Source organism: Streptomyces sp. NPDC002671, assembly GCF_053592475.1.
Genome location: NZ_JBSFVU010000003.1, coordinates 273,669 through 292,001 on the forward strand (window position 1 = coordinate 273,669; position 18,333 = coordinate 292,001).

The following is an 18,333-nucleotide window of genomic DNA, read 5'->3' on the forward strand; positions in this document are numbered from 1 at the left end:
ACTACGGCAGCTGTGGATCAGCAGACGGCGGGGCCGAGCTCCCGCAGGACCGCCTGGCCCGCCGCGCGGTGCTCCGAGGCTGTGGCCGGGTCCGTCTCGGCGAGTACGGTCGCGATGCCCTCATGGGCCAGCGCCTCCTCGTAGCGGTAGCCCAGCCTCGGGGCCAGCTCCAGTGCCTGCTGGTGCAGGCGCAGGGCCTCCTCGGGGAGGCCGGCCAGGCGGCAGGTCTCGCCGTAGCCGTTGAGGAAGCGGATCTTCCAGTGCTCCTCGAACAGCTTGTCCAGCAGCGCGAAGGCCTCCTGGTGGCTGGCCAGGGCCTCCTCGTACCGGCCCATCTGACGGAGCGCGACGCCGAGGCAGTTGAGGGACCAGGCCTCGTTGTGCACATGTCCGTCCTCGCGGGACAACGCCAGCGCCCGGCGCAGGTGCTCCGTCGCCTCGTCGGGCGCCTCGGGGGCGATGGCCACGCCGAGGGTGATCCGGGCCGTCAGCGTGGGCGGCCAGGCGGGGTCGGCGTGCGGGATGCCCAGCACCTCCCGGGCCCGCTGTGCCGCCTCCTCGCGGTGGCCCAGCTGCAGCATCGCCCAGGCCTCGGCCGCAGCCGCGTGGGCCGCGCCCGTCGGGCTGCCGGCCTGCTCGTACAGCTTGCCTGCCAGCCGGAAGAGGTCGAGCGGCTCCTCGACGTGTCCCGTGTCCCAGCTCAGATAGCCGCGGCGCAGGGCCAGTTCGGCCTCGGCGTGGGTGTCCCCCGCCTGGGACACGCCGAGTTCGACCGCCTCGTACGCGGCGGCGGCCTCCGCCATCCGGCCCGCGTTGTACCGGGCGAAGCCCAAGTCGCTGTGCGCCTCGGCAAGTTGCAGAGGGTCGCCCAGGCGCTGCGCGGCGGCCAGCGACCGCTCGAAGAGGACGTTGAGGTGCGTCGTGCCGCAGCGCCGCGCGAAGTACGCCCGAAGGAAGCGCGGCAGCTCGCACACGTGCGTGTCGGCCCCGACGGCGGCAGCCGTCTCGAAGGCGGCCATCAGGTTTCCGTACTCCGTGACGAGCCAGGCGAAGGCTGTGTGCTTGTCCGCGAACCGCGGCAGTTCGGCCGGGGGCCGGCCCGCGGAGGCCGAGCGGCTGGGCGCGAGGAACGGCATCGTGGCGTCGGCGGCGGCTGCCGCGTGCACGTAGTAGTCGAGCACCCGGCCCAGCGCCCGCTCCCGCTCTGCCTGCGGGTCCTGCTCGGCGCAGGCCCGGCGCGCGTGTTCGTGCACCAGGTCGTGCAGCCGGTAGCGGCCCGTCGTCGGCTGCTGGACGAGGTGCGCGTCGAGCAGGTCCTCCAGCATCGCCTGGGCGCTGCGCAGCGGCACGTCCGCCAGCGCCGCCACCACGTACTCGTCGAAGGAGGCCCCGGGCAGCAGGCCCAGCAGCCGGAACAGGCGGGCCTGGGACCGGTTCAGCTGCCGGACGGACATGGCAAACGCCGCGCTGAACACAGCGTCGAACTCGCTCACGCCCTCCGCCATCCGCTCCACGAGGATGCCCACGGTCCAGCCCGGCCGGTGCCGCAGCCGGGCCCCGGCCAGCCGCAGGGCCAGCGGCAGCCTGCCGCACAGCCGAAGCACCTCGGCAGCGGACTCCGGATCGCGGGCCAGCCTGCCTTCCGGTCCGCCGGGGTCACCGCTGGCGCGGGCCAGCAGCTCCGCGCTCTCCTGCGGGCTCAGCACGTCCAGCGACACCGGGGGCACCTCGTCCAGGTCCAGCAGCCGGTTGCGGCTCGTGATCAGGGCGACGGAGTCGCCGGCGCCGGGCAGCAGCGGGCGGACCTGCTTGGCGTCGGCGGCGTTGTCGAGGACCACGACGGCCCGGCGGCGGGCCAGTTCCGACCGCCAGCAGGCGGCCAGCTGTTCCAGGCCCTCCTGGGGGACCCGCTCGGACGGCACGCCGAGCGCCCCGAGCAGCATCCGCAGCGCGGAGTCGGGATCGAGCGGTTCCCGGCCCTCGGTGAACCCGTGCAGGTCCACATAGAGCTGGGCGTCCGGGTACTGCTCGGCGAGCCGGTGCGCGGCGTGCACCGCCAGGCAGCTCTTGCCGACGCCCGCCATGCCGTCGACGGCGACCACCCGGTGGCCGTCCACCGCGGCGAACACGGCGGTGAGCTGGTCCTCGCGGCCGGTGAAGTCGGGCACGTCGCGCGGCAGATCGTTGCGAGGCCGCGGATGGACCTGACGGCTGGCCTTCGGGGGCGCCGGCAAGGGGTTCGAGGACCGCTCCCACAGGGGCCGCAGGGGGCGGGGATCGCGCTTGACGAGGCGGCAGAGGGCGACCACCGCGGGCCACGGCGGCACGGTCTGCCCGCTGAGGTAGCGCGAGAGCGACGAGGAACTGAGGCCGGTGTCCCGCGCAAGAGCCCGTACGCCGAGCCCGGACAGTTCCTGGAGCAGGCGCAGCCGGGCCGCCAGCTCCTCCTGCGGCTCGCCTCTCCCCGTCCGCTGTTCCAACTCCACCGTTCCCCCGCCTCCCTGTCCCGCCCCGGCAGAAAACTGCCGGGCAACGTCACTGCTGGTCAAGGCCGTTGCAGCTGTCCCACGGTGTCCCATTGCCATCGCCGTGGCAAGCCGGTCGGGCTGAGATGGAGTCACACCCCGGGACGACGGGGCGACGAAGCGAAAGAGGAGCAGATCAGATGCAGTCTCGTATGCAGAACCCCGCCACGGTGCTGTCCGGTGCGATGCAGCCCATCCAGGAGCTCATGAAGACCGTGCACTCCGCCGGGGTGGACGCGCAGATCCTGGAGCTGGTGCACCTGCGGGTCAGCCAGATCAACGGCTGCAGTGTCTGCGTCGACATGGGCGTCACGTCGGGCCGTAAGGCCGGATTGAGCGACAAGCGGCTGGTCATGGTCGCCGCCTGGCGGGAGGCCCCGTACTTCAGCGAGGAGGAGCGGGCCGCCCTGGCGCTGGCCGAGGCCGCGACGCGGCTGGCCGACCGTCCCGACGCGGTGAGCGACGACATCTGGGACACGGCCGCCACCTACTTCGACGAGAAGCAGCTGGCCGCGATCGTCCTGCTGATCGGCGTCACCAACCTGTTCAACCGCCTCAACGCCACGACTCGCCAGATCGCCGGCGCGTGGGGCTGACAGGCACCAGGAGGAGAACCGCAGTGGGCACGCAGAGGAGAACCGCAGTGAAGACGTCCCCGGCATTCACGGACGAGGAACGCAGCGCGATGAAGGAGCGCGCCCAGGAGCTGAAGGCGTCCACGCGCCGCGGAACGCGCGGCGCCGGCAAGGCGGACGACGAGGCCGCCGTGCTCGCGAAGATCGCCGAGATGCAGGACTCCGACCGGGTCATGGCCGAACGGATCCACGCCGTCGTCAAGGCGAGCGCCCCGGACCTCACGCCGAAGCTCTGGTACGGGATGCCCGCCTACGCCAAGGACGGCAAGGTCGTCTGCTTCTTCCAGAGCGCGCAGAAGTTCAACGCGAGGTACGCGACCTTGGGCTTCAGCGACAAGGCGAACCTCGACGACGGCTCCCTGTGGCCGGCCTCCTACGCCCTGAAGGAGCTGACCGCGCCCGGCGAGGCGCGGATCGCCGAGCTGGTGAAGAGAGCGGTGAGCTGAGCGTCGGCAGCCATGCACCGACTGCAAGGCGACATGCCGCTGTTTCACGTGAAACATGCGGAGGGACGGGCGAGAGTCCCACCTCGCCCGCCCCCGGCCTTCCCGGCCCCGATCACTCCGGCCGTCTCAGCCCCGATCGCTCCGGTCGTCTCAGCCCAGATCCCTCAGGCCGTCTCAGCCCAGATCCCTCAGGCCGTCTCAGTCCTGATCGTCGTGACGCGAGGCCTCGTCCTCGTCCTGCTTCGCCTGGACCTCCGGGTCCAGGACGGCGCCGCTGCCGTCCACCGAGCTGAGCCGGCCCGTCTCGGGCACCTCCGTCGGCGCGGGCGGCTCGACCAGCCAGTCGGGGTTGGCCTGCTTGTCCCACCACTTCCAGGCCGCGAACGCCCCGCCCGCCAGGACGGTCAGCAGCGCCAGCGCCTTCACGGCGCGGCCCCTGCGCGAGCGCCGCTCGTTGCGCCGGGCCAGCTTCTGGATCTCCTCCGCCGAGACGTGACCGCGCAGCGCGACCAGTGCGGCGGCACCGCGCGCGGCGGCCTCCTCGCGCACCGGACCGGCCGCGGCCACCGCGTGCTCGATCCTCGGACGCGAGTACTCGGCCGCCTGCCGGGCGGCCTTACGGGTGCGGACGGCGGCTTCCTGCGCGGCCAGGTCCACCTTCGGCGGCACATGCGTACGGGCCTGCTCCAGACGCGGGACGAGCCGGGCGTCGTACTGCACGCGAGCCTGTTCAGCGGCCTGCGACACCACGGGCGCGAGCCGTACGCGCGCCTCCTGCGCGTAGTGCGCGGCACGCTCCATGGCTGTGTCGGCGTACGGTGCCACCACTTCCGCGGCGTGCAGCACGCTGTCCTTCGCCGAGCCGGTCGCGGCGCGCACGCTGTCGATGCGGGTCACGGGTTTCCTCCTCCTCGGTGGCGGTACGGTAATTCGCCTTTCCACCCTTTTACGGATCATGCCTGTCAACGGCCTGCGCGGCATGCGAGGGCGGGCATATGGGTGCCCAATGCCCTCTATGGAGCGAATCCGGGCAAGAAGAGCTTGGCGACGACACTGCCACGAAACACCGCCCCGCGCCCCCTTACCGGCGGAACTCGTGCTCGCCTGACGACGAACGGTCCCGGCCGTGCGAGGATCAGGGAGTCACGGAAAGACAACGGAAGGCAGATCGTGGCCGAGCAGCTTTACGCCACCCTGAAGACCAACCACGGCGACATCAAGGTTCAGCTGTTCCCGAACCACGCGCCCAAGACGGTCAAGAACTTCGTCGAACTCGCCACCGGCGAGCGCGAGTGGAAGCACCCGAAGACCGGAGCCGTGAGCACGGACAAGCTCTACGACGGCACGATCTTCCACCGGGTCATCGAGGGCTTCATGATCCAGGGCGGCGACCCGCTGGGCACCGGCATCGGCGGCCCCGGCTACAAGTTCGAGGACGAGTTCCACCCGGACCTCTCCTTCAACAAGCCGTACCTGCTCGCCATGGCCAACGCCGGCCCGGGCACCAACGGCTCGCAGTTCTTCATCACGGTCGCGCCGACGACCTGGCTGAACCGCAAGCACACCATCTTCGGTGAGGTCACCGACCCGGCCAGCCAGAAGGTCGTGGACGCCATCGTCGCTGTGGCCACGACGCCCGGCAACGACCGTCCGCTCAAGGACGTCGTCATCGAGTCGGTCGTCGTCGAGACGCACGAGGGCTGAGACCCGCTGCCTGCTCGGAACGTTCCGTGAGGAACGCTCCGCAGGGAACCATTCGCCCCGCTCGTCCGTAAGGATGAGCGGGGCGGGGTATTGCCAGGGGGTAGTACCACCACGAGCGAGGGGACCGCATGGACCAGGCAGCAGGGAGCACGCAGGACGCCAGGAGCGGCCTGCCGGTGTGCTACCGGCACCCGGACCGCGAGACCGGTGTGCGCTGCACTCGCTGTGACCGCGCCATCTGCCCCGAGTGCATGATCAGCGCCTCGGTCGGCTTCCAGTGCCCCGAGTGTGTGCGCGGCGGACACGGCAGCGGGCCCGCCCCGGCCGCTGCCCGGCCCCGCACGGTGGCGGGCGGGACGATCACGGCCGACCCGCGGCTGCTCACCAAGCTGCTGATCGGCCTCAACATCGCCTTCTACCTGGTCCAGCTGGCCGTCGGTGACAGCTTCACCACCAGGTTCGAGCTCATCGGCCGGGCCTACACCTACCACCTCAACGGGATACAGGGCGTCGCGGAGGGCCAGTACTACCGGCTGCTGACCTCGATGTTCCTGCACGGCGGGTACGTCCACATCCTGTTCAACATGCTCAGCCTGTGGTGGATCGGCGGCCCCCTGGAGGCCGCGCTCGGCCGCGCCCGCTATCTCGCGCTCTACGCGGTCTCGGGCCTGGCGGGCGGCGCCCTCACCTATCTGCTCGCCGCGCAGAACCAGCCGTCCCTCGGCGCCTCGGGAGCGATCTTCGGTCTCTTCGGTGCCACCGCCGTGCTGATGCGCCGCCTGAACTACGACATGCGGCCGATCATGGCCCTCCTGGTGATCAACCTGATCATCACCTTCGGGGTCTCGAACATCGCCTGGCAGGCGCACATCGGCGGCCTCGTCGCGGGCGTCGTCACCGGGTACGCGATGGTGCACGCCCCGCGGCAGAAGCGGGCGCTGATCCAGTACGGCACCTGCGCGCTGGTGCTGGCCGTCGCCCTCGTCCTCGTCCTGGTCAGGACCGCTCAGCTCACCTGATGCCGAACCGTTGTCCACAGTGAGTGCCGGATCTTGTGCACGCTGTGCGGGCACAGCTGTGCCCCCTGTCGCTCGGATGTGTTTTCCCAGGTCGGACAGGGGGCGAACGGGCGTACGGCGGCCGGTAGGGCAGTCACACCGGCGTCAACCTCGGATGAGTTATCCACAGATCGTCGTTTCTTTTCCCCACCGTGTGGACAGTGTGGACAGCGCCTGTGGATAACTCAGTGGATAGCCCTGGGCAGAGCTACCGCCACCGCGCCGGCTGTGCTACTTCCACTGCGTGGAGACACCGAAGCCGGCGGCGATGAAGCCGAAGCCGACCACGATGTTCCAGTTGTCCAGGGCGTCGATGGGCAGCGACCCGTCGGTCACATAGAAGACGACGATCCAGGCCAGGCCGATGATGAACATGGCCAGCATGACGGGCGCGACCCAGCCGCGGCTGTCGAGTTTGATCGCCTGTGCCGTCTTCGCCGGCGGCGGCGTGTAGTCGGCCTTCTTGCGGATACGTGACTTCGGCACGAGGGTCTCTCCTGTCGATGCGCTGCGTGGCCGCGCAGGTAACTGGGTCGGGCTCGGGGCAGCGTACAAGGGGACAGCAAGGGCACACTGAGTGCTCCCCCGGGCGTCCGTTAGCGTAGTGCTTCCGCGGCGCCGAAGGAGATAAGGGTACGTTGAGCAATTCTGCCGACTCCCCCGGGACGGGATCAACGGGTCCCGGCCCCGCTCGTGGGCTCCGCTTCTTCCGCCCCGTGCGGCTTCGTCCCGTGCGGGTTCTCACCGCTGCCGTGTTCGCGCTGGCGGGGCTCATTTTCTTCACCAGCTTCGACACGGCCAAGGGCACCGACATCCGCCGGGACGACTCCCTGCTGAAGCTGTCCGACCTGATCCAGCAGCGCAGCCGCAAGAACAAGGAGCTGGACGAGTCCAACGCGGCCCTGCGCGACAGCGTGGAGTCCCTGGCGAAGAGCGACGGCGGCAGCACCAAGGCCCAGGACCGCAAGCTCACCGGGCTGGAGAAGAGTGCGGGCACCCAGCCGCTGACTGGCAAGGCGATCACCGTCACCCTGAACGACGCCCCGCCGAACGCCACCGCCAAGCTCCCTGGCTATCCCGAGCCGCAGCCTGACTACCTGGTCATCCACCAGCAGGACCTGCAGGCCGTGGTGAACGCCCTGTGGCAGGGCGGCGCCCAGGGGATCAGGGTCATGGACCAGCGGCTGATCTCCACCAGCGCGGTGCGCTGCGTCGGCAACACCCTGATCCTCCAGGGCCGCGTGTACTCACCGCCGTACAAGATCACCGCGATCGGGGACCCGGGCCGGCTCCAGCGGGCGCTCGCGGCGAGCAAGGCGATCCAGACCTACATGGTGTACGTGAACGTCTACGGCCTCGGCTGGAAAGTCAGCGAGGACGGGACGGTGACTCTGCCGGGCTACTCGGGCACAGTGGATCTGCACTATGCGAAGCCCGTGCAGTAGAACCCCGTGCAGTAGAAGCCTGTGACGTAGGTGCCCCGCCCGCCAGGAGCCGCCGGTGCGCGTGATCGTCAGGACCGTCAGCGAACTGTGCATCACGATCGGCGCCCTGATCGTGCTCTTCGTCGGCTATGTGCTGTTCTGGACGGGAGTGCGGGCCGACGGCGCGATGCGGCACCAGATCGACCAGCTGCATGAACAGTGGTCGCGGGGGAGTGTGCACAATGTCAGCGCCTCCGCCGGCCGGGCCGGGAGCCCGCGCCCGCCGGTGCCGTACCGCCACGGCAGGCCTTTCGCGATCATGTACATCCCGCGGCTCGGTTTCACGTGGAACAAGCCGGTACTGGAGGGCACCGACGCGGGCGTGCTGCAGAAGGGCCTCGCCCACTACGCCGGGACCGCGCGGCTCGGCCAGGAGGGGAACTTCGCGGTCGCCGGCCACCGCCGCACCTACGGCGACCCGTTCAAGGACTTCCCCCGGCTGCGGCCGGGCGACGCGGTGGTGCTGACCGACGGGACGGCCTGGTTCACGTATCGGATCGACAAAGGGCCCTACAAAACCGTCCCTACGGACATCGCGGTCATCGATCCTGTGCCACGTGAGTCCGGATACACGCGCCCCGGCCGCTACCTCACGCTGACCACGTGCGAACCGGAATGGGGACACAGCCACCGGCTGATCGTCTGGGCGCACCTCGACTCCACCCAGCCCGTGGAGTCAGGCGAACCGAGGGCTCTGCGCCGTTAGTCTGGTGCAGTACGGCGTGAGTCAGGTGCCGTGGGGATACGGAAGGAACGGCATGTACGGCTGGATCTGGCGGCATCTGCCGGGGAGCGTATGGGTGAAGGCGTTGCTCTCACTCGTGCTGGTCCTGGCCGTGGTCTACGTCCTCTTCCAGTACGTCTTCCCCTGGGCCGAACCGCTGCTGCCCTTCAACGATGTGACGGTGGACAACCAGTGAGTGCGCGGATTCTCGTCGTCGACAACTACGACAGCTTCGTCTTCAACCTCGTCCAGTACCTGTACCAGCTGGGCGCCGAGTGCGAGGTTCTGCGCAACGACGAGGTGTCGACGGCGCACGCCCAGGACGGCTTCGACGGCGTGCTGCTCTCACCCGGCCCCGGGACGCCGGAGGAGGCGGGCGTGTGCGTGGACATGGTCCGCCACTGCGCCGCGACCGGGGTGCCGGTCTTCGGTGTCTGCCTCGGGATGCAGTCGATGCAGGTGGCGTACGGCGGTGTGGTGGACCGGGCGCCGGAGCTGCTGCACGGCAAGACCTCGCTGGTCGAGCACGAGGGCAAGGGCGTCTTCGCGGGCCTGCCCTCCCCCTTCACGGCGACCCGCTACCACTCCCTGGCCGCTGAGCCTGCGACGGTCCCGGCCGAGCTGGAGGTGACGGCCCGCACGCACGACGGCATCATCATGGGCCTGCGTCACCGGGAACTCCCGGTCGAGGGCGTGCAGTTCCACCCCGAGTCGGTGCTGACCGAGCACGGGCACCGGATGCTGGCCAACTGGCTGGTGGAGTGCGGGGACCAGGGCGCCGTCGCGAGATCGGCGGGGCTGGCCCCGGTGGTGGGCAGGGCCACGGCGTGACCGCGCTGCGCCCCGAGCGCGAGGACTTGTACGGCGAGCAGCCGCCGTACGGGTCGTACGGCAGTGCGCCGTACGCGGGCGTGGGCGCAGCAACGGGTGCGGGTGCGGGTGCGGACATGGGTGATCCGCCGACGGCGCCGCTGCCGGCCTTGGACGACGAGGCGCTGCCGATCCCGGACGACGAGACCATGGCGCTGCGGATCCCCGATCCACGCGCCCCCGTTCCGCCGTCGCCCGGCCTGGAGAACGCATCCGTACGCGCCTCCAGGGCTTCTACCGCCTCTGCTGCCACTGGAACCACACCGGGCGGCCGTGCGGCCCGCAGAAAGGCCGCCAAGCGGCGCGGCGGGCGGCACAGCGGCAGCCGTGAGGCGGCACCCGCACAGGAGGCGGACCCTCAGCGGGACCCGCAGCGCCCGCTGACCCGGGTGGAGGCCCGGCGGCAGGCGCGGCTCAGCAAGCCGAGCCCGGCGGTCATCGCGAGCCGGGTGATCGGCGAGGTGTTCATCACCGCCGGCTTGCTGATGCTGCTGTTCGTCACCTACCAGCTGTGGTGGACGAACATCCGGGCGCACGCGCAGGCGAGCAAGGAGACCAGCGACCTCCAGCACGACTGGGCGAGTGGCAAGCGGGCGCCGGGCGTGTTCGAGCCGGGCCAGGGCTTCGCGATCCTGCACATCCCCAAGCTGGACGTGGTGGCCCCGATAGCGGAGGGCGTCAGCAACCGGAAGGTGCTCGACAAGGGCATGGTCGGGCACTACGGCGAGGGCGCGCTGAAGACGGCGATGCCGTACGACAAGACGGGCAACTTCGGGCTGGCCGCCCACCGCAACACGCACGGTGAACCGTTCCGCTACATCAACCGGCTGAAACCGGGCGACGCGGTCGTGGTGGAGACGCAGGACACCTACTTCGTGTACAAGGTGACGTCGACGCTGCCGGTGACCCCGCCGTCCAACACCAGCGTGCTGGACCCGGTCCCGCCGCAGTCCGGGTTCACCGGACCGGGCCGCTACATCACCCTGACGACCTGCACGCCGGAGTTCACCAGCAAGTACCGGCTGATCGTCTGGGGCAAGATGGTCGAACAACGCCCGCGCGCCAAGGGCAAGCCGGACGAGCTGATCGAGTAATCGAGAGGGAACTGTGGCAGCGACCGCCGACGAGACCGAAGAGCACGCGGAGGAGTCCGAGGAGTCGCCGGCCCCGGGCCGTCGGCGTCCCGGCCGGATCGCCCTGGCGGTCAGCGTCTTCGGCGAAATCCTCATCACGGTGGGCCTGGTGCTCGGCCTGTTCGTCGTCTACTCCCTGTGGTGGACGAACGTGATAGCAGACCGCAAGGCCGACCGGCAGGCGCACAAGGTCCGCGACGAGTGGGCCCACTCCACCGATTCGAGCCCCGGCGCGCTGGACACCAGGGACGGCATCGGCTTCCTGCATGTGCCCTCCATGAAGAACGGCACGGTCCTGGTCGAGCAGGGCACCGGCACGGACGTCCTGAACGACGGCGTCGCCGGCTACTACACGGAGCCCGTGAAGGCGACCCTCCCCATGTCGGGCAAGGACGGCAACTTCGCCCTGGCCGCCCACCGTGACGGCCACGGCGCCAAGTTCCACAACATCGACAAGGTGAAGAAGGGCGACCCGGTCGTCTTCGAGACGAGGGACAACTGGTACGTCTACAAGGTCTTCGCCATCCTCCCCGAGACCTCCAAGTACGACGTCAGCGTCCTCGCCGCGGTCCCCAAGGAGTCCGGAAAGAAGAAGCCGGGCCACTACATCACCCTGACGACCTGCACCCCCGTGTACACCTCCCGCTACCGGTACGCGGTGTGGGGCGAGCTGGTCCGCGTGGAGAAGGTGAACAGCACGCGGACTCCGCCGGTGGAACTGCGTGGCTGACTGGGGCTCTTCGAGCGACTCTGTCGTCTAGCACGGCCAAGGCCCGCAGCCGCAACTTCGACTTGCGGCTTCGGGCCTCTTCGGTAGGACTGTCGCAGCGCCTTGAGGCGGACCCCCGTGCTCCACGCCTCCAGTTCGTCGCGGTCACGACACCAAGGGGCCCCTGCCGGAACTTCCCGGCAGGGGCCCCTTGCGTGGTGGTGCGGGGCGTCAGCCGTTGACACCGCCGAGGAAGTTCGTGCCGCCCTGGTCGCCGCCATTGGCGTCCACGGTTTGCAGAACGATCTGGGTGGTGCTCGGATCGGCCTGGGTGCCCGGCTGCGGTGACTGGATCATGACCCGCGCCTTGTCGTCGGTCGGGCCGCTGACCTGGATCTGCGTGTAGCCGTTCTGCGCCAGGGTGTTCTCGGCGTCCTTCAGCTTCATGCCCTGGACCTGCGGGACCTGCCCCTGCTGTCCCTGGTCGCCCTGGAACTTGCCGACCTGCAGCACGACGGGTGTGTTCTTGGAGACCTGCTGGTTCGGCTGCGGGTTGCTCCCGGTGACCTTGCCGTCCTGGCTCTGGTCGTTGGTGGGCGAGTCGCTGCAGCTCGGTGCCAGGCCCAGCGAAATGAGCTTGGCCTTGGCGTCGTCGCAGGTCATGCCGATGATGTCGCCCGGGATCGTGACCTTCTCCTCCGGCTTGGCGACCGTGAGGGTGATTGTGGAGCCCTTCTCCTTCGAGGCGCCGGGCAGCGGGTCCTGCGTGATGACAATGTTCGGCGTCTGGCTGGACACCTGGGTCTTCTGCTCGACCTGGAAGCCCTTGTCCTTCAGCAGGGCCTCGGCCTGGGCGTACTGCGAGCCCCGCACGTCGGGCACGGCGATCTTGGGTGCGCCCGTCGAGACGACCACGTTGATCGTGGTGTTCTTGGCGACCTTGGTCCCCTCCTTCGGATCCTGTGTGCACACATTGCCCTTGGGCTGGTTGGCACAAGGCTTCCGGGTGGGCTCGCCCAGCTTCAGGTCCGAGTTGATGGCCATCTTCTGGGCGGCGGCGTAGGTGTTGCCGATGAAGTTCGGCACCGGCACCTTGTCGTTGGCGGCGTCGTCCCCGCTGAACGCGTACTTGCCGATAAGGATCGCGCCGATCAGCACCAGGACGCCCGCGACCACCAGGAGGATTGTGGAGGTGTTGTTCTTCTTCGGCTGCTGGCGGCGCCGGTCGGGGCGCTCGTCGTAGCCGTAGCCGCCGTCGTCCGGGTTCATCGGCGGGAGCATGGAGGTCGCGGCGGCGCCCTGGTCGGGGCGCAGGGCCGTCGTCGGCTGGTCGTCGGGGTAGCCGCCGTAGCCCACCGCGCCCATCGCCGCCGTGGCCGCGACCGGCTGGCCGTCGAGGCAGGCCTCGATGTCGGCGCGCATCTCGTCGGCCGACTGGTAGCGGTAGTTCGGGTCCTTGACCAGTGCCTTCAGGACGATCGCGTCCATCTCGGGCGTGATCTCGGGGTCGAAGACGCTCGGCGCCTGCGGCTCCTCGCGGACGTGCTGGTAGGCCACCGCCACCGGGGAGTCGCCGACGAAGGGCGGGCGGACCGTCAGCAGCTCGTAGAGCAGGCAGCCGGTCGAATAGAGGTCGGACCGCGCGTCGACCTGCTCGCCCTTGGCCTGCTCCGGGGAGAGGTACTGGGCCGTGCCGATCACCGCGGCCGTCTGGGTCATGGTCATGCCAGAGTCGCCCATGGCGCGGGCGATGCCGAAGTCCATCACCTTGACCTGGCCGTTGCGCGTCAGCATGACGTTGGCCGGCTTGATGTCACGGTGGACGATGCCGTTGCGGTGGGCGTACTCCAGGCCCTGGAGGATGCCGACGGTCATCTCCATCGACCGCTCGGGCAGGAGCTTGCGACCGGAGTGAAGCAGCTCACGCAGGGTGGAGCCGTCCACGTACTCCATCACGATGTACGGGATGGAGACCCCGTCGATGTAGTCCTCGCCCGTGTCGTAGACCGCCACGATCGCGGGATGGTTGAGCGAGGCGGCCGACTGGGCCTCCCGGCGGAACCGGGCCTGGAAGGACGGATCACGCGCGAGGTCCGCGCGCAGCGTCTTCACCGCCACGGTGCGGCCGAGCCGGGTGTCATGCGCGAGGTAGACCTCCGCCATGCCACCACGGCCGAGCACCTGGCCCAGCTCGTACCGGCCGCCGAGGCGACGCGGCTCTTCCATAGCTACCTACCAGCCCTCTCCGTCGGTCTCAGCCGCACACCGTGCACGGCCAAAGGCTGCCGTCCGGGCCTACCGTACCCGGCTCGCGTTGTATGACCTGGCCAAGCCCGTAACCCGATACAGGACCGGTATCGCAACGTGCAACGATGTGAAGGAGACGTGAGCGGCGTCACTTCATGGGGCGGGCTAGGTCACTTCTTGCTGTTGATGACCGCCTCCATGACGTTCTTCGCGATCGGTGCGGCCAGGCCGCCACCGGAGATGTCGTCGCGGTTGGCGTTCTCGTCCTCGATCACCACGGCGATCGCGACCGGGGAGCTGTTGTCGGGGAGCTTGGCGTAGGAGATGAACCACGCGTACGGGTTCGCGCTGTTCGCGACGCCGTGCTGGGCGGTACCGGTCTTGCCGCCGACGGTGACTCCGCCGCCGATCTGCGCGTTCTTGCCCGTACCGTCCTTGACGACCGTCTCCATCATCGACTGCAGGATCTGCGCGTTGTCGGAGGACAGCGGGCGGCTCAGCTCCTGCGGCTCGGTCTGCGCGACGGTGTCCACGCTGGGGGACTGGAGCTTGTCGACCATGTACGGCTTCATCAGCTTGCCGTCGTTGGCGACCGCCGAGGCGACCATGGCCATCTGCAGCGGGGTGGCGGCGGTGTTGTACTGGCCGATCGAGGACAGCGCGGTCTGCGAGGTGTTCATGTCGCCCGAGAACACCGACGAGTTGGAGCGGACCGGCGTGAACTGCTCGGCGTCGAAGCCGAACTTCTTCGCCTCCTCCAGCATCTTGTCGTTGCCGAGGTCGGCGCCGATCTTGCCGAAGACGCTGTTGCAGGAGATGCGTAGCGCCTCACGCATGGATACGTTCTTGCAGGGGATGTTGCCCTCGTTCTTCAGCGGCAGCCGGGTGCCCGGCATGATCCACGGCAGCGGCGAGTCGGTCTTCTGGTCGGCCGAGGTGTACTTGCCGTTCTCCAGCGCCGCCGCGGCGGTGACCACCTTGAAGGTGGAGCCCGGCGGGTAGGTCTCGCGCAGCGCCCGGTTCAGCATCGGGTCGGCGGGGTTGTACTTCTTCTGCAGCTTCTGCCAGGCCTTGCCGTCGACGTCGGTGCTGCTCCCGGCGAACGACGAGGGGTCGTACGACGGGTAGGAGGCCAGCGCGAGGATCTTGCCGGTGGAGGGCTCCAGGGCGACCACGGCACCCTTGCCGCCACGGGACTTCAGGCCGTCCCACGCGGCCTTCTGCGCGGCGGCGTTGAGCGTGGTGACGACGTTGCCGCCCTGCTGCTCCTTGCCCGTGAGCATGTCCAGGGTCTTGCGGAAGAACAGCCGGTCGTCGTTGCCGGTGAGGATGCCGTCGTCGATGGACTCCAGCTGCGTGGCCCCGAAGGCCTGCGAGGCGTACCCGGTGACCGGCGCCCACATGGCGCCGTTCTTGTAGGTGCGCTTGTACTTCAGGTCGTTCAGGCCGCGCGTGTTGGTCGCGACGGACCCGGTGATCGGGTTGCCGTCGACGATGATGTCGCCGCGCGGTGTGGAGTAGCGGGCGATGGTGACCCGGCGGTTCTTCGGGTCCTGCTTGAGGCTGTCGGCCTTGACGTACTGGAGCCAGTTGTCGCGCAGCAGCAGGGTCAGGACCAGGAGGCCGCAGAAGATCGCGATCCGGCGCAGGGGTTTGTTCATGACGGGCGGACCACCTGGGTCATCTCGGCGTCGGGGTTGCCGGCGGGGGTGGGGGCCGGGCGGCGGGCGGTGTCGCTGATGCGGATCAGGATGCCGATGAGCGCCCAGTTCGCGATCACGGAGGAACCGCCGTAGGCGAGGAACGGCATCGTCATACCGGTCAGCGGGATGAGCCCCATCACACCGCCGGACACGACGAACACCTGGAGCGCGAAGGCTCCGGACAGGCCGACGGCGAGCAGCTTGCCGAACGGGTCGCGGGCGGCGAGGGCGGTGCGCACGCCGCGCTCCACGATCAGACCGTAGATCAGCAGGATCGCCATGATGCCGGCCAGGCCCAGCTCCTCGCCGAAGGTGGCGAGGATGAAGTCGGAGTTGGCGGCGAAGCGGATCAGGTCGGAGTGGCCCTGGCCCCAGCCGGTGCCGAGGGTGCCGCCGGAGCCGAAGGCCCACAGGGCCTGCTGGAGCTGGTCGGAGTGGGCGATGCCGTCGTGGGTGACCATGCGACTGAGCTTGTACTCGCGCATCGGGTCGAGCCAGGCCTGCACACGGGTCTGGATGTGCGGCTCGAAGCTCGCCACGCCGACGGCGCCGACCGCGGACATCAGCAGACCGAAGACGATCCAGCTGGTCCGCTCGGTGGCGACGTACAGCATGATCACGAACATGCCGAAGAACAGCAGCGAGGTGCCGAGGTCGGTCTCGAAGACCAGGATCAGGATCGACATGAACCAGACGACCAGGATCGGACCGAGGTCTCGCCCACGCGGCAGGTAGAGCCCCATGAAGCGGCGGCTGGCGAGGGCGAGCGCGTCGCGCTTCACCATCAGGTAGCCGGCGAAGAAGATCGCCAGCACGATCTTGGCGAACTCACCCGGCTGGATGGTGAAACTTCCGATGTGGATCCAGATCTTGGCGCCGAAGACGTTGGCGCCCAGGCCCGGGACCAGTGGGAGCAGCAGCAGGACCAGCGCGGCCACCATGGAGATGTAGGTGTAGCGCTGCAGCGTGCGGTGGTCCTTGAGGAAGAACAGCACGGCCGCGAACAGTCCGATGCCCATCGCCGTGTACAGCAGCTGGTTGGTCGCCTTGCCGCCGGACACGTTGATCGACTGCAGCAGCTTGGACTGGTCCAGCCGCCAGATGCAGACCAGGCCGAGCCCGTTGAGCAGGGTGGCCAGCGGCAGCAGCAGCGGGTCGGCGTACGGCGCGAACTTCCGTACGACGACATGCGCGACGCCGGCCAGCAGGCCGAGGCCGAGGCCGTAGCCCAGCAGGCCCGCGGGCACCTTGTCGTCGATGGCCAGGCCCACGTTGGCGTAGGCGAACACCGGGATGGCCACGGCGAAGATCAGCAGGGCCAGCTCGGTGTTGCGGCGGCTGGGTGCGCCGATGGCGCCGATCGTGGACGTGTGATGCGTCGGCGAGTTCGAAGTAGTGCTCATCGTGTGACGGGGCCTCTCACGGCTTGCCTACTGCTTGCCGCACTGATCGACGACCTTCTTTTCATCCTCGGAGAGGCTCGGGCCGGGGTGGGGAGTCGCGGACGGGGTCGCGGATGTCGAGGGGGACTTCGAGGACGATGCCGACGGGTTCGGCGTCGGCGATGCCTTGGACGTGAAGGCCGTACGGGTGGTTCCCGTGGTGGCTGAGGTCTTCCCCGGGCTGCGCGAGGTGTTCCGCTCGGTGTCGGGGGTCTGCGCGGCCTCGGCGGCCTTGCGCTCCACCTGCTTCTTGCAGGCGGACGCCTGCAGGGCCAGCGCGTCGATCTTCGCCTGGGCGTCCGTCAGGCCGCCCTCCGTGATCGTGTTCTTGACCTGCTTCTGCTGGTAGGGCGGCAGGTACTTGAGTTCGATCTCGGGGTGGTCCTTCTCCACCTCCGACAGCGACACCCAGGCCAGGTCCTGGCTGATGCCGCGGTACAGCGCCACGTGCTCGCCCTTGGCGCCGACGTAGTACTGCGTCTGCGTCCAGCGGTAGCCGCCGTACAGGCCGCCGCCGATCACGGCCAGCGCGAGACCGCTGTACAGGGACCGCTTCAGCCACCTGCGGCCCTTGGCGGGCTTGGTGAAGTCCTCGTCGCCGTACTCGTCGAAGCCGTCGGACGGGGCGTAGCCGTTGGTGTCGCCGGAGCCGGGTGGGCCGAACTCCCCGCCGCCGCCCTGCCCGTGGCCCTGGCGGCCGAGGTGCGAGGCGCGGCCGGCCGGGGTCTGCATGATGTTGTTGTCGTGCAGGTGGTGCGGGTTCTCGGCGACGGCGCCGACCACGACCGGGGTGTCGGACAGCTGCCCGGCGAGGGTGTCACCGGTGTCCAGGTCGAGGACGTCGGCGACGATGACCGTGATGTTGTCGGGGCCGCCGCCGCGCAGCGCGAGCTGGATCAGCTCCTGCACGGTCTCCTGCGGGCCCTGGTAGCTGGCGAGGGTCTCCTCCATCGTCTGGTGGGAGACGACGCCGGACAGGCCGTCGGAGCAGATCAGATAGCGGTCGCCGGCGCGGACCTCGCGGATCGACAGGTCGGGCTCGACGTGGTCGCCGCTGCCGAGGGCGCGCATCAGCAGGGAGCGCTGCGGGTGGGTGGTGGCCTCTTCCTCGGTGATGCGGCCCTCGTCGACCAGCCGCTGCACCCAGGTGTGGTCCTGCGTGATCTGCGTCAGCACCCCGTCGCGCAGCAGATACGCGCGCGAGTCGCCGACGTGGACGAGGCCGAGCCGCTGCCCGGTCCACAGCAGGGCGGTGAGCGTGGTGCCCATGCCCTCCAGCTGGGGGTCCTCCTCGACCATGGCGCGCAGCTGGTCGTTGGCGCGCTGCACGGCGACGCCGAGCGAGGTGAGGATGTCGGAGCCGGGCACGTCGTCGTCGAGGGTGACCAGCGTGGAGATCACCTCGGACGAGGCGACCTCGCCGGCCGCCTGGCCGCCCATGCCGTCGGCGATGGCGAGCAGCCGCGGACCGGCGTAACCGGAGTCCTCGTTGCCCTCCCGGATCATGCCCTTGTGTGATCCGGCAGCAAAGCGCAGTGACAGACTCATGCCCACCTCGCCCGTCGGCTCCGGGTACAGCCGGTCGTGTCGAGCCACACTGCCCACCCTCCGGTCGGGAGCGCGCCGGGGACCGGGGTGTGGCCCGCCGTTGCG

At 69.4% G+C, this 18,333-nt stretch carries 17 protein-coding genes; 10 read left to right on the top strand and 7 right to left on the bottom strand.

Going from position 1 to position 18,333, the window contains the following annotated elements; genetic code table 11:
• Nucleotides 1–17: 17 nt before the first annotated feature.
• The gene (locus ACWD35_RS06095) at nucleotides 18–2,486 is read right to left on the bottom strand and encodes an ATP-binding protein (RefSeq protein WP_451349936.1); all 2,469 of its coding nucleotides are present in this window, start codon (nucleotides 2,484–2,486) and stop codon (nucleotides 18–20) included.
• Between the two features lie 179 nt (nucleotides 2,487–2,665).
• Here ACWD35_RS06095 and ACWD35_RS06100 point away from each other — a divergent pair, with 179 nt between their 5' ends.
• Nucleotides 2,666–3,121, top strand: coding sequence for a carboxymuconolactone decarboxylase family protein (locus ACWD35_RS06100; RefSeq protein WP_451349937.1), 456 nt, complete (start codon nucleotides 2,666–2,668; stop codon nucleotides 3,119–3,121).
• A gap of 89 nt (nucleotides 3,122–3,210) precedes the next feature.
• On the top strand, nucleotides 3,211–3,606 hold the full coding sequence (locus ACWD35_RS06105; protein ID WP_451350070.1) for an iron chaperone: 396 nt from the start codon (nucleotides 3,211–3,213) through the stop codon (nucleotides 3,604–3,606).
• A 198-nt stretch (nucleotides 3,607–3,804) separates the two neighbouring features.
• On the opposite strand, the gene ACWD35_RS06110 is transcribed toward ACWD35_RS06105, so the two are convergent.
• Entirely contained in the window at nucleotides 3,805–4,503 is a 699-nt protein-coding gene (locus ACWD35_RS06110) for a DUF5324 family protein (protein ID WP_451349938.1), read from the bottom strand.
• A 273-nt stretch (nucleotides 4,504–4,776) separates the two neighbouring features.
• On the opposite strand from ACWD35_RS06110, the gene ACWD35_RS06115 reads away from it, so the two are divergent.
• Together ACWD35_RS06115 and ACWD35_RS06120 are read left to right on the top strand one after the other, a co-directional pair.
• Nucleotides 4,777–5,310: a peptidylprolyl isomerase gene (locus ACWD35_RS06115; RefSeq protein ID WP_451349939.1), complete on the top strand. Its 534-nt coding sequence runs from the start codon at nucleotides 4,777–4,779 to the stop codon at nucleotides 5,308–5,310.
• Between the two features lie 128 nt (nucleotides 5,311–5,438).
• A complete protein-coding gene (locus ACWD35_RS06120) occupies nucleotides 5,439–6,329 on the top strand; it encodes a rhomboid family intramembrane serine protease (RefSeq protein ID WP_451349940.1) in 891 nt (296 codons plus the stop codon).
• A 270-nt stretch (nucleotides 6,330–6,599) separates the two neighbouring features.
• Here ACWD35_RS06120 and crgA read toward each other — a convergent pair whose 3' ends face one another.
• The gene (gene crgA / locus ACWD35_RS06125; protein WP_451349941.1) at nucleotides 6,600–6,854 is read right to left on the bottom strand and encodes a cell division protein CrgA; all 255 of its coding nucleotides are present in this window, start codon (nucleotides 6,852–6,854) and stop codon (nucleotides 6,600–6,602) included.
• 152 nt (nucleotides 6,855–7,006) lie between these two features.
• On the opposite strand from crgA, the gene ACWD35_RS06130 reads away from it, so the two are divergent.
• The 6 genes from ACWD35_RS06130 to ACWD35_RS06155 are packed head-to-tail and all read left to right on the top strand — an operon-like array spanning nucleotide 7,007 to nucleotide 11,309.
• Entirely contained in the window at nucleotides 7,007–7,813 is an 807-nt protein-coding gene (locus ACWD35_RS06130; protein ID WP_451349942.1) for a DUF881 domain-containing protein, read from the top strand.
• A 55-nt stretch (nucleotides 7,814–7,868) separates the two neighbouring features.
• On the top strand, nucleotides 7,869–8,558 hold the full coding sequence (locus ACWD35_RS06135; RefSeq protein WP_451349943.1) for a class E sortase: 690 nt from the start codon (nucleotides 7,869–7,871) through the stop codon (nucleotides 8,556–8,558).
• A 52-nt stretch (nucleotides 8,559–8,610) separates the two neighbouring features.
• Nucleotides 8,611–8,772 (top strand): hypothetical protein, encoded by a 162-nt coding sequence (locus ACWD35_RS06140; RefSeq protein ID WP_385397507.1) that lies wholly within the window; start codon nucleotides 8,611–8,613, stop codon nucleotides 8,770–8,772.
• On the top strand, nucleotides 8,769–9,407 hold the full coding sequence (locus ACWD35_RS06145) for an aminodeoxychorismate/anthranilate synthase component II (RefSeq protein ID WP_023548428.1): 639 nt from the start codon (nucleotides 8,769–8,771) through the stop codon (nucleotides 9,405–9,407). The genes ACWD35_RS06140 and ACWD35_RS06145 overlap by 4 nt, the downstream gene beginning before the upstream one ends.
• A complete protein-coding gene (locus tag ACWD35_RS06150; protein ID WP_451349944.1) occupies nucleotides 9,404–10,540 on the top strand; it encodes a class E sortase in 1,137 nt (378 codons plus the stop codon). Before ACWD35_RS06145 ends, ACWD35_RS06150 begins: the two co-directional genes overlap by 4 nt.
• 13 nt (nucleotides 10,541–10,553) lie before the next feature.
• Nucleotides 10,554–11,309, top strand: a complete 756-nt coding sequence (locus ACWD35_RS06155) for a class E sortase (RefSeq protein ID WP_451349945.1) — start codon at nucleotides 10,554–10,556, stop codon at nucleotides 11,307–11,309.
• A 210-nt stretch (nucleotides 11,310–11,519) separates the two neighbouring features.
• On the opposite strand, the gene pknB is transcribed toward ACWD35_RS06155, so the two are convergent.
• From pknB to ACWD35_RS06175, 4 genes are all read right to left on the bottom strand, one after another.
• Nucleotides 11,520–13,514 carry a Stk1 family PASTA domain-containing Ser/Thr kinase gene (gene pknB / locus ACWD35_RS06160; protein ID WP_451349946.1) on the bottom strand — a complete coding sequence of 665 codons (1,995 nt, stop codon included), beginning with the start codon at nucleotides 13,512–13,514 and terminating at the stop codon, nucleotides 11,520–11,522.
• A gap of 191 nt (nucleotides 13,515–13,705) precedes the next feature.
• Nucleotides 13,706–15,196, bottom strand: coding sequence for a penicillin-binding transpeptidase domain-containing protein (locus ACWD35_RS06165; protein WP_451349947.1), 1,491 nt, complete (start codon nucleotides 15,194–15,196; stop codon nucleotides 13,706–13,708).
• Nucleotides 15,193–16,641 carry an FtsW/RodA/SpoVE family cell cycle protein gene (locus ACWD35_RS06170; protein ID WP_451349948.1) on the bottom strand — a complete coding sequence of 483 codons (1,449 nt, stop codon included), beginning with the start codon at nucleotides 16,639–16,641 and terminating at the stop codon, nucleotides 15,193–15,195. The genes ACWD35_RS06165 and ACWD35_RS06170 overlap by 4 nt, the downstream gene beginning before the upstream one ends.
• A 27-nt stretch (nucleotides 16,642–16,668) precedes the next feature.
• The gene (locus ACWD35_RS06175; protein WP_451350071.1) at nucleotides 16,669–18,228 is read right to left on the bottom strand and encodes a Stp1/IreP family PP2C-type Ser/Thr phosphatase; all 1,560 of its coding nucleotides are present in this window, start codon (nucleotides 18,226–18,228) and stop codon (nucleotides 16,669–16,671) included.
• Between the last annotated feature and the right edge of the window lie 105 nt (nucleotides 18,229–18,333).